The organism is Burkholderia sp. HMSC10F09 (genome assembly GCF_001806955.1).
GTDB classification, from domain to species: domain Bacteria; phylum Pseudomonadota; class Gammaproteobacteria; order Burkholderiales; family Burkholderiaceae; genus Burkholderia; species Burkholderia multivorans.
Genome location: NZ_KV786485.1, coordinates 1 through 13,548 on the forward strand (window position 1 = coordinate 1; position 13,548 = coordinate 13,548).

At 67.5% G+C, this 13,548-nt stretch carries 11 protein-coding genes and 1 pseudogene; 7 read left to right on the forward strand and 5 right to left on the reverse strand.

The window, feature by feature from the left end:
• Both pnuC and HMPREF3115_RS00010 read left to right on the forward strand, forming a co-directional pair.
• A partial coding sequence (gene pnuC, locus HMPREF3115_RS00005) for a nicotinamide riboside transporter PnuC (protein WP_141751604.1) occupies positions 1 to 347 on the forward strand: 347 nt, incomplete at its 5' end.
• Positions 348 to 380: 33 nt separating this feature from the next.
• Positions 381 to 1,556 carry a phosphotransferase enzyme family protein gene (locus HMPREF3115_RS00010; RefSeq protein ID WP_070553103.1) on the forward strand — a complete coding sequence of 392 codons (1,176 nt, stop codon included), beginning with the start codon at positions 381 to 383 and terminating at the stop codon, positions 1,554 to 1,556.
• Between the two features lie 55 nt (positions 1,557 to 1,611).
• On the opposite strand, the gene HMPREF3115_RS00015 is transcribed toward HMPREF3115_RS00010, so the two are convergent.
• Positions 1,612 to 2,907: an O-acetylhomoserine aminocarboxypropyltransferase/cysteine synthase family protein gene (locus HMPREF3115_RS00015; protein WP_070553106.1), complete on the reverse strand. Its 1,296-nt coding sequence runs from the start codon at positions 2,905 to 2,907 to the stop codon at positions 1,612 to 1,614.
• Between the two features lie 133 nt (positions 2,908 to 3,040).
• Here HMPREF3115_RS00015 and HMPREF3115_RS00020 point away from each other — a divergent pair, with 133 nt between their 5' ends.
• Positions 3,041 to 3,709 carry an O-methyltransferase gene (locus tag HMPREF3115_RS00020; protein ID WP_070553108.1) on the forward strand — a complete coding sequence of 223 codons (669 nt, stop codon included), beginning with the start codon at positions 3,041 to 3,043 and terminating at the stop codon, positions 3,707 to 3,709.
• A 42-nt stretch (positions 3,710 to 3,751) separates the two neighbouring features.
• Here HMPREF3115_RS00020 and HMPREF3115_RS00025 read toward each other — a convergent pair whose 3' ends face one another.
• The 3 genes from HMPREF3115_RS00025 to HMPREF3115_RS00035 all read right to left on the reverse strand — a co-directional run bounded on the left by HMPREF3115_RS00025 (position 3,752) and on the right by HMPREF3115_RS00035 (position 6,184).
• The gene (locus HMPREF3115_RS00025; RefSeq protein WP_070553109.1) at positions 3,752 to 4,519 is read right to left on the reverse strand and encodes a class I SAM-dependent methyltransferase; all 768 of its coding nucleotides are present in this window, start codon (positions 4,517 to 4,519) and stop codon (positions 3,752 to 3,754) included.
• Positions 4,516 to 5,142 (reverse strand): LysE family translocator, encoded by a 627-nt coding sequence (locus HMPREF3115_RS00030; RefSeq protein ID WP_006404292.1) that lies wholly within the window; start codon positions 5,140 to 5,142, stop codon positions 4,516 to 4,518. Before HMPREF3115_RS00030 ends, HMPREF3115_RS00025 begins: the two co-directional genes overlap by 4 nt.
• Positions 5,143 to 5,275: 133 nt before the next feature.
• Positions 5,276 to 6,184 carry a LysR substrate-binding domain-containing protein gene (locus HMPREF3115_RS00035; protein WP_069221334.1) on the reverse strand — a complete coding sequence of 303 codons (909 nt, stop codon included), beginning with the start codon at positions 6,182 to 6,184 and terminating at the stop codon, positions 5,276 to 5,278.
• A gap of 108 nt (positions 6,185 to 6,292) precedes the next feature.
• Here HMPREF3115_RS00035 and HMPREF3115_RS00040 point away from each other — a divergent pair, with 108 nt between their 5' ends.
• Both HMPREF3115_RS00040 and HMPREF3115_RS00045 read left to right on the forward strand, forming a co-directional pair.
• Positions 6,293 to 7,375, forward strand: a complete 1,083-nt coding sequence (locus HMPREF3115_RS00040; protein ID WP_070553111.1) for a tartrate dehydrogenase — start codon at positions 6,293 to 6,295, stop codon at positions 7,373 to 7,375.
• Between the two features lie 153 nt (positions 7,376 to 7,528).
• On the forward strand, positions 7,529 to 8,839 hold the full coding sequence (locus HMPREF3115_RS00045; RefSeq protein ID WP_070553113.1) for an MFS transporter: 1,311 nt from the start codon (positions 7,529 to 7,531) through the stop codon (positions 8,837 to 8,839).
• On the opposite strand, the pseudogene HMPREF3115_RS00050 reads toward HMPREF3115_RS00045, so the two are convergent.
• Positions 8,833 to 9,328 (reverse strand): annotated as a pseudogene (locus tag HMPREF3115_RS00050) (shikimate kinase). The gene HMPREF3115_RS00045 and the pseudogene HMPREF3115_RS00050 overlap by 7 nt on opposite strands.
• A 231-nt stretch (positions 9,329 to 9,559) precedes the next feature.
• Here HMPREF3115_RS00050 and HMPREF3115_RS00055 point away from each other — a divergent pair.
• Both HMPREF3115_RS00055 and HMPREF3115_RS00060 read left to right on the forward strand, forming a co-directional pair.
• Positions 9,560 to 11,716, forward strand: a complete 2,157-nt coding sequence (locus HMPREF3115_RS00055) for a filamentous hemagglutinin N-terminal domain-containing protein (protein WP_070553115.1) — start codon at positions 9,560 to 9,562, stop codon at positions 11,714 to 11,716.
• Positions 11,716 to 13,542, forward strand: a complete 1,827-nt coding sequence (locus tag HMPREF3115_RS00060) for a ShlB/FhaC/HecB family hemolysin secretion/activation protein (protein ID WP_371089345.1) — start codon at positions 11,716 to 11,718, stop codon at positions 13,540 to 13,542. The genes HMPREF3115_RS00055 and HMPREF3115_RS00060 overlap by 1 nt, the downstream gene beginning before the upstream one ends.
• Positions 13,543 to 13,548 lie beyond the last annotated feature (6 nt).

A 13,548-nucleotide genomic window follows, 5' to 3' on the forward strand; every position in this document is an offset into this window, starting at 1 on the left:
CCGGCGTGCGGCCGCGGCAAATGCTGCCCGACCTGATCGCGGCCGTGATCGGCAGCGCCCTGCTCGGCGGCATGATGGCGCGCTGGACCGACGCGGCGCTGCCGTTCGTCGATGCGTCGCTGACGGCGTTCAGCCTCGTCGCGCAATACTGGACCGCGCGGCGCTATATCGCGTCGTGGGGGCTGTGGATCGTCGTGAACGTCGTGTACGTCGGGATGTTCGTGTTCAAGGCGCTGTATCTGACGGCCGGGCTCTATGCGCTGTTCATCGCGCTCGCCGTCATCGGCTGGCGCGACTGGAGCCGCACCGCCGATGCGCTGCGCGCCGACGCGCGCGCGGCACACTGATCCACGCGATTCAATTACGGAGCGACGTCGTTCATGTCATTTCCCCTCGAGCCGGACGGTCCTGCCGCACGCGACGCGGCGCCGCCGCAGTTCGGCGTCGACGGCGAACAGGCCGAGCGCGACTGGCCGCTGATCACGCACGACGAAGTCGCGGCCGTGCTCGCGCGGATCGACGGCGCGGGCGTGCCCGCGCGCCTGACCTGGCACAGTCCGCGGCCGTTCTCGGCGGCGGTGCTGGTGCGCACGGACGACGAGCGCGCGCTGTTCGTCAAGCGTCACCACGCGACCCTGCGCGACGTCGAAGGGCTCGCCGAAGAGCACCGCTTCATTGCGCATCTGCGCGCACACGGCTGCCCGGTGCCCGACGTGCTCGCCGACCGCGACGGCGCGACCGCGTTTTCATTGGGCGACTGGACGTACGAAGTGCATGTCGTCGCGCCCGGTGTCGATGCGTATCGCGGCGTGATGTCGTGGAAGCCGTTCGCGCATCCGTCGCATGCGTATGCGGCCGGCCGCGCGCTCGCGCAACTGCATCGCGCGTCGGCCGGCTACGATGCGCCGGCGCGGCCGATTCGCACGCTGCTGTCGAGTTTTCGCGTGCTGTCGAGCGCGGATCTGGCCGGCGCGCTCGAACGCTGGGTCGAGGCGCAGCCGCTGCTCGTGCGTGCGCTCGGCACGCGCGAGTGGCGCGCGGACGTCGCCGCGACGATCGGGCCGTATCACGCACGCATCGTGCCGCTGTTGCCCGCGCTGGCGCCGTTATGGACGCACGGCGACTGGCATGCGTCGAACCTGCTGTGGACCGACGCGATGCCCGGCGCGCAGGTGTGCACCGTGCTCGATTTCGGATTGTCGGATCGCACGTGCGCGGTGATGGACGTCGCGCTCGCAATCGAGCGCAACATGATCGACTGGCTCGCGCCGGCCGACGCACGGCGCGTCGAGTACGAACAGATCGATGCCCTGCTCGACGGCTACGAGTCGCTCGATCCGCTCGGCGACGACGCCTATGCGGCGCTCGTCGCGCTGCTGCCGATCGTACATACGGAATTCGCGTTGTCGGAAGTCGCGTATTTCGGCTGCATCGTGAACGCGCCGGACATCGTCGACGTCGCGTACGACGGCTATCTGCTCGGCCACGCGCGATGGTTCGGCGGCCGCGACGGCCGGCAGCTGCTCGACTGGCTCGAGCAGCGCCGGCGCGGCTAACGCGGCCGCGCGTGATGCGTGCCGGCTGCGGCGCGTCTCGCGCGCGGCGGCCCGATCAGACCTGCGCCAGCGCCTGATCGAGATCGGCGATCAGATCGTCGATATGCTCGATGCCGATCGACAGCCGCACCGTTTCCTCCTTCACGCCGGCCTTCGCGAGTTCGGCCGGCGACAGCTGCCGATGCGTGGTCGATGCCGGATGCGTCGCGAGCGATTTCGTGTCGCCGATGTTGACGAGCCGCGTGAACAGCTTCAGCGCATCCTGGAACTTCGCGCCACCTGCGCGGCCGCCTTTCACGCCGAACGTCAGCAGGCCCGGCGCACGTCCCGACAGATAGCGCGCGACGAGCGGATGATCGGGATGGTCGGGCAGCCCCGCATAGTTGACCCACTCGACGCGTTCGTGACGCGCAAGATGCTGCGCGATCTTCAGCGCGTTGTCGCTGATGCGCTCGATGCGCAGTGCGAGCGTCTCGATCCCTTGCAGAATCTGGAACGCGTTGAACGGCGAGATCGCGGCGCCCATGTTGCGCAGCGGCACGACGCGCGCGCGGCCGATATACGCGGCCGGCCCGAACGCTTCCGTATAGACGACGCCGTGATAGCTGACGTCCGGTTCGTTGAGCCGCTTGAAGCGGTCCGCATGGTCGGCCCACGGGAACCTGCCCGAATCGACGATCGCGCCGCCGAGGCTCGTGCCGTGGCCGCCGAGATACTTCGTCAGCGAATGCACGACGATGTCGGCGCCGTGCTCGAACGGGCGCAGCAGATACGGCGACGGCACCGTGTTGTCGACGATGAGCGGAATGCCGTGGCGATGCGCGATGTCGGCGAGCGCCGCGATGTCGGTGATGTTGCCGAGCGGATTGCCGACCGATTCCGCGAAGATCGCCTTCGTGTGCGCGTCGATCAGCGGTGCGAACGATGCGGGGTCGCGCGGATCGGCGAAGCGCGTCGTAATCCCGTATTGCGGCAGCGTATGCGCGAACAGATTGTAGGTGCCGCCGTAGAGCGAACTGGCCGAGACGATGTTGTCGCCCGCTTCCGCGATCGTCTGGATTGCATACGTGACGGCTGCCTGACCCGACGCCAGCGCGAGCGCGCCGACGCCGCCCTCGAGCGCGGCGAGCCGCTGTTCGAGCACGTCGGTCGTCGGGTTCATGATGCGCGTATAGATGTTGCCCTGGACTTTCAGGTCGAACAGGTCGGCGCCGTGCTGCGTGTCGTCGAATGCATACGCGACCGTCTGGTAGATCGGTACCGCGACAGCGCGCGTCGTCGGATCGGGGCGGTAGCCGCCATGGACGGCGAGCGTTTCGAGCCGCCACTTCGAAGAGGCCTGATCGGTCATGCGTGCTCCGTCTGTTGTTGTGATGATCGGGCGATTATAGGAGCGCACCGGGCGCGAAGCTTAGAACGAATGGTGCGTTGCTTATCCGCGCAGCGCGCATAGAATGCGTTTTTCCGCAGACGAAAGGTGTGCGATGGATCAGGATCAGTGGAACCGTGTGGACGCGTATTTCTCGGCGACGCTCGTGCCGTCCGACGATGTGCTCGATGCCGCGCTGGCGGCGAGCGAGGCGGCCGGGCTGCCGGCGATCAACGTCGCGCCGAATCAGGGCAAGCTGCTGCAACTGCTCGCGACGATCCGCGGCGCGCGGCGCATTCTCGAGGTCGGCACGCTCGGCGGCTACAGCACGATCTGGCTGGCGCGCGCGTTGCCGCCCGGCGGCCGGCTCGTGACGCTCGAGCTCGATCCGGCGCACGCGGCGGTCGCAACGCAGAACATCGCGCGCGCGGGCTTCGCGGATGTCGTATCGGTCGTCGTCGGCACCGCGAAGGACAGTCTCGCGCGGCTCATTGCCGACGGTGAGGCACCGTTCGATTTCATCTTCATCGACGCGGACAAGGACAACAACCGCGCTTATCTCGATGCGGCGCTGAAGTTGTCGCGGCCGGGCACGGTGATTGTCGTGGACAACGTCGTGCGGCGCGGGCGCGTGGCCGATCCGGACAATCGCGATCCGGATGTCGTCGGCGTGCGGGAAGGATTCGCGCGCATCGTCGCCGAGCCGAAGCTGACGACGACGGCCGTGCAGACGGTCGGGCAGAAGGGGTGGGACGGGTTTTCGATTTCGATTGTGGGCGAGTGATGCGATCGCAGCGTGCCCGCCCGGCGCGCATCGCGCGGCCGTTCACACGCGACAAATCGCGATGATCTCCGCACTCGTCGCGTCGTCGAACGGCGCGCCTTGCCAATCGCCGTACCAGTCAACCGCCGAGAAGCCGGCAGCCGCCACGCGCTCCTGCAGCTCGCGCTGCGCGATGAACCGCAATCGGCTCGCATGTGTGACGCGCGTGTCGTCGCGCACGAAACGATAGTGCGTATCGAACGAGACGATCGGCCCTTCGACCGCATGCGACACGTGCTGCAGCTCGACCGCGCCGAACGTCGGCGAATCGACGCGGCGCGCCGACTGCTGCGGCGTCCACGCGCGCCAGGGTTCCAGGCGCGGGTTGCGCGTCTCGAACAGGAAGCGCCCGCCCGGCGCGAGCACGCGCCGTACGCCGCGCAGCATGGCGTCGATCGCGTCGTCGGTCAGCAGGCACTGGAACGCGTGCCCCGTCATCACGGCCGCATCGAACGGCGCGCCGGGCGGCAGGTCGCGCAGGTCGCACGCGATCCAGCGCACCGCGTCGGCGCCCGGCTGACGTCGCGCGTAGTCGATCATCGCGGGCGCCGGATCGATCGCGACGACGTCGTGCCCGGCCGCCGCGAGCCGGCGGGCAAACGTGCCGGTCCCGCAGCCGACGTCGAGGATGCGCTGCGGTGCGGCGCCGATGCGCGCGGCGTAGAACATGAAATCGTGATCGCCGGCGTTGAACAGGTCGTAGACCGCGACGAGACGCGCATCCGTGTACAGCGTTTCATCGGCGGGCGCGACGGCCGTGCGGCACGTCACCGCTGCTGCACCGCGACGCGCAGACCGAGCGCGATGAAGATCGAGCCGATGATCTTGCCCTGCCAGCGCGTGAGCCACGTGAGCCGCTTCACGATGCGGCCGAGCGGACGGATCGAGCACGCGATCAGCGTCGTGTAGAGCGAGCTGAGCACGACGAAGATCAGCCCGAGCACCGCGAACTGCACGAACGTCGAGCCGCGTTCCGGGTGCACGAACTGCGGCATGAACGCGAGAAAGAACAGCGCCGTCTTCGGGTTCAGCACTTCGGCGGGAATCGCTTGCAGATACGCCTTCAGCGGCGTGACCGGCGACACCTTCGGCAGCGACGGATCGGACGGCTTGTCGAGCAGCGCGCGCACGCCGAGATAGATCAGATACGCGGCGCCGACCCATTTGACGACGTTGAACGCCAGCGCGGACGTCATCAGCAGCGCGGACAGCCCGACCGCCGCGAACAGCGTATGCACGAAGTCGCCGCTCGCGACGCCGAGGCCCGTCATGATGCCCGTGCGGCGGCCGCCCTGCACGGTTCGGCTCAGCACGAGCAGCACTGCGGGACCGGGAATCAGGAAGAGACCGAGGACGACGGCGGTGAAGGTGGTCAGCGTGGTCAGGTCGAACATGGCGGCTCCGGGAAGGGGTGCTGCGGTGCGATTCCGCGCATTGTATTCGGTTCGGCGCGACGCTGCCGAAGTCCGCCGGAGCCGCGCCGGCGTGGCGATGGGCGAACCGTGCGACGCGCGGACGACGATCCTGTCAGCCGCCCAGCTCTGCCGCGAGAAAATCGACGAACGCGCGGATCCGCGTCGACATCCGCTGCCGCTGCGCGTACACGGCATAGATGTCGGCGCTCGGCGTTTCGTAATCCGGCAGCACGACGACGAGGCGCCCGTCGGCCAGATAGTCGCGGATGTCCCACTCGGCACGCATCAGGATGCCGTGCCCGTCGAGTGCCCACTTCACTGCGATTTCGCCGTCGTTCGTCGTCAGATTGCCGTTGATTCGCACGGCTTCGGTCCGGCGCGCCGCGCCGCGGCCCGCCGTCAGCCGCCAGATGCCGTAGCCTTCGTCGCCTTGCCGGATGCCGATGCAGTTGTGCCGCGTCAGTTCGTGCGGCGTGCCCGGTGTGCCGTGCCGCGCGAGATACGCGGGCGCCGCGCACAGCAGCCGGCGGTTCGGCGCAAGCCGGCGCGCGACGACGCGCGTGTCGGGCGGCTCGCCGAAGCGGATGCAGACGTCGAACGCGTCGTCGGTGAGCGGCGGCGGCATCACCGATAGTTGCAGTTGCACCGACACCTCCGGATAGCGCGCGACGAACCGCGAGATCGCCGGACCGACATGGCTGCGCCCGAAGCCGAGCGTCGCGTTCACGCGCAGCAGCCCCTTCGGCCGCTGCTTCGCGCTGCCGAGCAGTTCGCCGAGCTCGTCCATCTGATCGAGGATGCGGCGCGCGTAGTCGAGATACACGTCGCCTTCGGGCGTCAGCATCATGCGACGCGTCGTCCGGTTGACGAGCGTGACGCCCGCGCGCCGCTCCATCTGCGTGAGCCGCTTGCTGACGGCCGCCGCCGTCAGTCCGAGTTCGCGCGCGGCCGCACTGAGGCTGCCCGATGCGGCCAGCGTCGAGAAGAAAGCCAGATCGGCCGGCTGCACGGTGTCCGTCATGACGCGATTCGTGAATTGAAGTTAAAGATGCTTTGAGTCTAGCACCGGTTCCTGCACTGCTGGTTCGGTAAAGTGGCCGCACGCTCACGATCAAATCGAGGTATTCGCATGAAGACGTACCGTATCGCGACCATTCCTGGCGACGGCATCGGCAAGGAAGTCGTGCCGGCCGGCAAGCAGGTGCTCGAGGCGCTGGCCCGCGGCAGCGACCGCTTTGCGTTCGAGTTCGAGGATTTCGACTGGGGCGCGGACTACTACCGCCGGCACGGCGCGATGATGCCGGCCGACGGCCTCGACGCGCTGCGCGGCAAGGACGCGATCCTGTTCGGCTCGGCCGGCGACCCGGATGTGCCGGACCACGTGACGCTGTGGGGGCTGCGGCTGAAGATTTGCCAGGGCTTCGATCAGTACGCGAACGTGCGGCCGACGCGCATCCTGCCCGGCATCGATGCACCGCTGAAACGCTGCGGCCCGGACGACCTGAACTGGGTGATCGTGCGCGAGAACTCGGAAGGCGAGTACGCGGGTGTCGGCGGCCGCGTGCATCAGGGCCATCCGATCGAGGCCGCGACCGACGTGTCGATCCTCACGCGTGTCGGCGTCGAGCGAATCATGCGCTTTGCGTTCCGGCTTGCGCAATCGCGTCCGCGCAAGCTGCTGACGGTCATCACGAAGAGCAACGCGCAGCGTCACGCGATGGTGATGTGGGACGAGATCGCGAAGCAGGTCGCGCAGGAGTTTCCGGACGTCACATGGGACAAGGAACTCGTCGATGCGGCGACGGCGCGGATGGTCAATCGTCCTGCCTCGCTCGACACGATCGTCGCGACGAACCTGCATGCGGACATCCTCAGCGATCTCGCGGCCGCGCTCGCCGGCAGCCTCGGCATCGCGCCGACCGGCAACATCGACCCCGAACGCCGCTATCCGTCGATGTTCGAGCCGATCCACGGCTCCGCGTTCGACATCATGGGCAAGGGGCTCGCGAATCCGGTCGGCACGTTCTGGTCGGTCGTGATGCTGCTCGAGCATCTCGGCGAGACCGAAGCGGCCGCGCGCGTGATGCGCGCGATCGAAGCCGTGACGGCCGATCCGTCGCTGCATACGCGCGACCTCGGCGGCTATGCGACGACCGCGCAGGTGACGGCGGCTGTCTGCGAGCACGTCGCGCACGCGGCCGTGACGGCCTGACGGCGGGCGCCCTCTGCGGGCGCGCCGTTTCGTGCCAATCGACTCGATCTGCCCACGACTCGCGCAAGCGACGCGAGCGGGGCGCCGATCCGCACCGCGGATCGGCCGGCATTCCTATCACAGAGCACGGCTCGACCTCGAAGGAGGAGACACATGCAAGCAGATCCGGAAACCCGCGTCGCGCGGAAACTGATGTGGCGCATCATTCCGTTCGTGATGCTGCTGTATTTCGTCAGCTTTCTCGATCGCGTCAACGTCGGCTTCGCCGCGATGACGATGAACAAGGCGATCGGCCTGTCGCCTACTGCGTTCGGACTCGGCGGCGGCTTGTTCTTCATCGGCTACTTCCTGTTCGAGGTGCCGTCGAACCTGATTCTTCACCGGGTCGGCGCGCGGATCTGGATTGCGCGCGTGATGATCACGTGGGGCATCGTGTCGGCCGTGTCCGCGTTCGCGGTCGGACCGACGAGCTTCTACGTACTGCGCTTCCTGCTCGGCGTGGCGGAGGCCGGGTTTTTCCCCGGCATCATCCTGTACCTGAGCCTGTGGTTTCCGGCGCGGCAGCGCGCGGTGGCCGCCGCGTGGTTCATGGCGGCGGCACCGATTTCGACTGCGATCGGCTCGCCGCTATCCGGCGCCATCATGCAGATGCCGCCGATGTTCGGCCTCGCGGACTGGCAGATGCTGTACATCGTCGAAGCGTTGCCGGCGATCGTGCTCGGCTTCGTCGTGCTGAAGTGCCTGACCGATACGCCGTCGAAGGCCGCGTGGCTTCAGCCGGACGAGCGCGACTGGCTGATCGCGAAGCTGAAGTCCGAAGCCGACGCACGGCACGGGCGCAGCGGCCATGCGGCCAGCGCGTGGCAGGCGCTGCGCGACCCGCGCGTGCTCGCGCTCGCACTGATCTACTTCGGCACGTCGGCGGGGCTCTATACGCTCGGCTTGTGGGCGCCGCTGATGGTGAAGCAGTTCGGCTTCAGCGCGCTGCAGACAGGCCTGCTGACCGGCATTCCGAGCGTCGCGGCGGTCGTCGCGATGATCGTGTGGGCGCGTCATTCGGACCGCACCGGCGAGCGCACGTGGCACGTCGTGATTCCTTGCGTACTCGCGTGCATCGGTTTCGTGTTCGCCGGCGCGGCGAGCACGGCGCTGCTGACGGTGCTCGCGCTGATTGTGGTCAACGTCGGGATCAGCGCGGCGAAGGCGCCGCTGTGGGCGATGCCGAGCGCGTTCCTGTCGGGTGCCGGTGCAGCCGCGGGGATCGCGATGATCAACTCGATCGGCAATCTCGGCGGCTTCCTCGGCCCGTTCGCGATCGGCTGGCTGAAGCAGGCGACGGGCGGGTATGCAGCGGGGCTCTACGTGGTGGCGGCGACGCTCGCGGTGTCGGCGATCGTCACGCTGATGCTGAGCCGCAAAGGTGCGCGCGAGCAGGTCGCGTCACGCGTGCAGCACCATCACTGAATGCGGCGGGCGATGTCGGCTGCGCATGCGGCGACCGATGCGGTCGACGTGTCGACGAAGCAGTCGCTGAACGCGCGCGACGCATAGCCTTTGCGATACATCTCGGCGACGCGCTGCCGTTCCCATTCCGTCAGAGTGCGCGTGCCGCGGTCGGACGCCGCGATCGCCTGCGGCGGCGCGAGTGTTGCGACGAACAGGCGTGCGTGCCGCGCGTCGCATGCGGCGCGTAGACGGGCGTATTCGGCGTCCCCCGATCGGATACGCGACGACCAGATAACGCTCGCGCGCGGCTGCGATCCGGTGGACGAGGCGCTCGAGCGCGATCGCCCACTGTGCGTGGAGCGGCGCATCGTCGGGCGCGTCGCGATCATCGCCGTCGACGAAGCGCGCATCGGGCAGCAGGCGCGCGAGCGCGACGCCGATCGTCGTCTTGCCGCTGTTGATCGGGCCGTTCAGGTGGATGACGGTGAGGGGAGACGGGGCGGGCATCAAAGGTATGCGTGGTCGGTGGGCTTGCATTGTGCCTCGGCGTGAAAGCGGTTCGTAATGAGAAGCTGCAGATCCATTAGAAAAATCATTCGATAAAGCGGCCTAAAGAATCCCCGCGGCAGGCCGATACCCTTTCTCGGTAGCTCACAAAGGTATGACCAAAGCCGTACAACCACACGACCGAACAACCGGGGGACGCGCGGCCGGCGAAGCCGTGCGCACGATTAGAAGATGGGATGTCTGGATTCGATCCGACGCGCGGGCAACGGGGGCCGGCGTGTCCTCTTCGTTTGCGTTGCCGCAGCGGGCTTGCTGCCGCACTGCGTTGTCGCCGCCGGTATCGTGCCGGACGGCGGTACCGCCACGACCGTATCGATTGCGCCTAACGGCCGTCAGCTCGTGAATCTCGCGCCGGCGGTCGCCGGCGTATCGAGCAATACCTATTCGTCGTTCAACGTGACGACCGCGGGCGCGACGCTGAACAACACGGGCATCAACGCGCGCACCATCGTCAACCAGGTGACGAGCACGAACCGTAGCCTGATCGAGGGCGAAATCGCGGTGGCCGGGCCACGTGCGAACGTCGTGCTGGCCAATCCGAACGGCATCACGGTCAACGGCGGCTCGTTCGTCAACACGGGCCACGTGGCGTTGTCTACCGGTACCGTGAGTTTCAACGACCTGCAGATCGCGCCCGGCGTGATCCAGCGCAACGTCGTGCTCGATACGTCGACCGGCACGATCGTCGTCGGCCCGGGCGGCCTGGCCGGGGCGCTGATCGGGCTCGACCTGATCGCGAAGAACATCGTCGTGGACGGCCCGATCGACAACACGTTTTCGTCGGCGACGGCCGGCGTGCGTCTGCTCGCCGGGCGCAGCCGCGTGGAGCTCAACACGGGGCTGTCGCCGAGCGATAACGCCAACGACTGGCTGTCGCGCAGCGCGACGACGGATCCCGATACCGCATCGTCCTACGCGATCGACATCACCGCCGCCGGCAGCCTGACGAGCGGACGCGTGCAGCTGATCGTCACCGATCGCGGCCCTGGCGTGCGTAGCGCCGGAGCGATGAGCGCGTCGCTCGGCGACTTCACGCTGACGTCGAACGGAAACGTGGAGATGTCTCACGCGAAGATCGACGTCGCGCGCGACCTCGACGTCAGTTCCCAGGGCGGCATTACGCTGACGGACACCGAAGTGAAGGCGAACGGCGGCCACGTCAACGTGTCGACGGCGGACGCGATCGCCCTGACGGGCAGCAGCGTGATGGCATCCGGCAGCGTGAAGTTGAACGGCGCGGGAATTACGCTGAATCCCGACGAAGCGATGACGGGCTCGACCGTCGCTTCGTCGCAAAGCGGCGTCGTGCTCAAGAGCGCGGCGGACATCGTGAACGTCGGCTCGCTCGTGCAAGGGCAGACCGCGATCGCTTCGGATGCCGACTCGGCGGGCGCAGTGACGCTGAGCGCGGCCGGCCGCATCCTGAATCAGTCGCTGCCGCAGACGCGACTCGGCATCCTGTTCGGCGTGCAAGGCGACGTGTCGCTGACCGCGGGCGCCGATATCGTCAACGAGAACGCGCGGATCCTGTCGAATCGCAGCATCTCGATCGATGCGGGCGGCGATCTGCAGAACATCGTCGATCACAGCACCGGCGTACAGAACGGCGCCGTGGTCGGTTTCTCCGAGCAGGGCGGCCGTTTTCTGTTCTTACGGCATCGCAGCGACGGCTTCACCGTCGATTACGGCGCGCTCGCCGACGCATCGAAGCTCGCGTACATCACGGCCGACGCGGGCAACGTGACGGTGCGCGCCGCAAACGTCGCGAATATCGGCGGATCGATTTTGTCGAACGGCGGCGCGATCGACATCGCCGCGCGCGACAACATCGTGACGCAGGCGATTTTCACCGGGCAGGCATCGTACCGGCGCTCGTGCTTCATCTTTTGCCGCGCGAGTGCATCCTCGAACGTGCAGGCATTCGGCGGCGTGATCGAAGCCAATGCCGACATCGCGCTGAAGGCCGGCACGCAGATCACGAATACCGGCGGCACGGTGCTGGCGCTTGGCGCATTGACGCTCGACGCGCCGAAGACGCTCGCGCAAGGCGTGCCCGGCTACACGGTGATCAATCGCAATCATGATCTGAAGGCATGGTTCGGCAATCGCTGGGCGGCCATCTATGCGGCCGATACCGGCGGTCTCTTCACCGGCGGGACCGGCAAAGTGCGTTTGACCGGCGAGGCCGACATCGACGGCGGCGCGTACAGCGCGCCCGACGGCGTGCTGGCGGCTGGCGGCATCCTGACGATCCGGCCGCCGCATCGCGATCTCGTGACGATCGGCAACGGCAATCACATGGGCCTCGTATCGTGGTTCGGTCTGTGATGTCGCGTATGCCGCCTCGCGTCGCCGCAGCGTTCGTGCTGGCGATCGGCGCGACGTCGCCTTGCGCGTACGCGCAGGGCGCGGGCACGTTGCCGGCCGGCCCCTTGCCGGGTGTCGGCGCGCTGCCGCCCAACTTCGCGGTGCCGCGCGCGGAACAGGATCCTGCGCAGCGGTTGCTGCAGGAGCAGCGCGACCGGCAGCGCCGCGATGAAATCGCGCAGCCGCCGGCACAGATCGCGTTGCCCGAGCAGCCGGCGATGCCGGATCTGCCGCCCGGCGCCGACGTCGAAACGCTGCCCGACGTCGCGCCGACGTTCTTGATCGACCGAATCGAATTCAACGGCGACACGATACTTACGCAATCGGAACGTGACCGCATCGCGGCGCCCTTCATCGGCAAGCAACTCGGGCGCAACCGGATCAACCTGCTGCTGCGCCGGCTGACCGAAGCATTCATCGCGCGCGGCTACATCACGACGCGTGCCTATCTCGGCGCACAGAATCTCGCGTCCGGCACGCTGAAGATCGACGTCGTGCCGGGCCGTGTGGCTGCGTTGACGCTGAACGGCAAGCCGCTGCGGCCGCGCGATCCGGACGAGAAGTGGTACGAAGTGCGCGGCGGCGGCCTGCTGACCGAAGCCGGCACCGCATGGGCATTCGCGAGCGCGCCGGGCGATCTACTGCGCTTGCCCGATCTCGAACAGGGCGTCGACCAGATCAACCGCCTGCGACGCAATCAGGCCGAAATCCGCATCTTGCCGGGCGAAGCGCCCGGCGACTCGATCGTTGCGATATCGAACCGCTACGGCGACCGGTTGCACTACGACTTCGGCGTCGACAACTACGGTAGTTCGCAGACCGGCACGACGCGCTATCGCGCCGGCGTCGAAGCGGACAACGTGATCGGCCTGCAGGAATCGCTGTCGTTCAGTTACGTCGGCACGACCGATACGAACGCGGTCGTGTTTTCCGCGGCGGTGCCATACGGGTATCAGACATTCAGCTATACCGCGTCGATGTCCGAGTATCAACAGGCGATCGGCGACGTTGCGCTGCTCGCCGGTCGAACGTTCAGCCAGATGCTCGGCTGGAACGACGTGCTGGTGCGCTCGCCGCGTGGACGCTTGAGCATCGACGTGACGCTCAACAAGCTGCGCACCGAACGCGATGTCAACGGCATTCCGCTGTCGCCGCAGAACCTGACCGTGTTGCGCGTTGCGCTGAACGGTCTGTCCCGGTTCGTGATGCACGATCAGGGCGCGGCCGCGACGTGGGACGTCGGCGTATCGCAGGGCTTGCCGTGGCTGGCTGCCAACCACGACGCAGCGGACATCGGCATCGATGACGCGCATAGCCAGTTCACGAAGCTCGACGCGACCGGCACGCTGCAGTTCGCGCTCGGCACGCTCGCCGGATCCGCGTGGACGTATCGCGGCACGCTGCGCGCGCAGTACAGCCGCGTCGCGCTGTTCGGCAACGAGCAGATCTTTCTCGGCGGGATGGGCTCGGTGCGCGGCTTTACCGAAGGCGGTATCGCCGGCGACAGCGGCGTGTTCATGCGCAACGAATGCGCGTGGCAGAACGTCCCTGCGTGGCACGACGCGCGCATCGAACCGTACGTCTTCCTCGACGGCGGCAAAACGCACCTGAACGCCCAAAGCGGCTGGCCGACGCTCGTCGGCACGGGCGTCGGCACGCGCGCGCAATGGCGCCTGAAAGGCGGGACCGTGTCGGCCGAAGTGCTGGTCGGACAGGCGCTCGCGCAACCGGCTGCGCTCGGCAAGAAAGCCACCGTGCTGCTGGCAACACTCAACTGGTCTGACTGATGGAGA

What these genes read in the sequence shown, in the direction of transcription:
- HMPREF3115_RS00010 (WP_070553103.1), top strand. Translation starts at nt 381, where the DNA reads ATGTCATTTCCCCTCGAGCCGGACGGTCCTGCCGCACGCGACGCGGCG.
- HMPREF3115_RS00015 (WP_070553106.1), bottom strand. Translation starts at nt 2,907, where the DNA reads ATGACCGATCAGGCCTCTTCGAAGTGGCGGCTCGAAACGCTCGCCGTC.
- HMPREF3115_RS00020 (WP_070553108.1), top strand. Translation starts at nt 3,041, where the DNA reads ATGGATCAGGATCAGTGGAACCGTGTGGACGCGTATTTCTCGGCGACG.
- HMPREF3115_RS00030 (WP_006404292.1), bottom strand. Translation starts at nt 5,142, where the DNA reads ATGTTCGACCTGACCACGCTGACCACCTTCACCGCCGTCGTCCTCGGT.
- HMPREF3115_RS00035 (WP_069221334.1), bottom strand. Translation starts at nt 6,184, where the DNA reads ATGACGGACACCGTGCAGCCGGCCGATCTGGCTTTCTTCTCGACGCTG.
- HMPREF3115_RS00040 (WP_070553111.1), top strand. Translation starts at nt 6,293, where the DNA reads ATGAAGACGTACCGTATCGCGACCATTCCTGGCGACGGCATCGGCAAG.
- HMPREF3115_RS00045 (WP_070553113.1), top strand. Translation starts at nt 7,529, where the DNA reads ATGCAAGCAGATCCGGAAACCCGCGTCGCGCGGAAACTGATGTGGCGC.
- HMPREF3115_RS00055 (WP_070553115.1), top strand. Translation starts at nt 9,560, where the DNA reads ATGGGATGTCTGGATTCGATCCGACGCGCGGGCAACGGGGGCCGGCGT.
- HMPREF3115_RS00060 (WP_371089345.1), top strand. Translation starts at nt 11,716, where the DNA reads ATGTCGCGTATGCCGCCTCGCGTCGCCGCAGCGTTCGTGCTGGCGATC.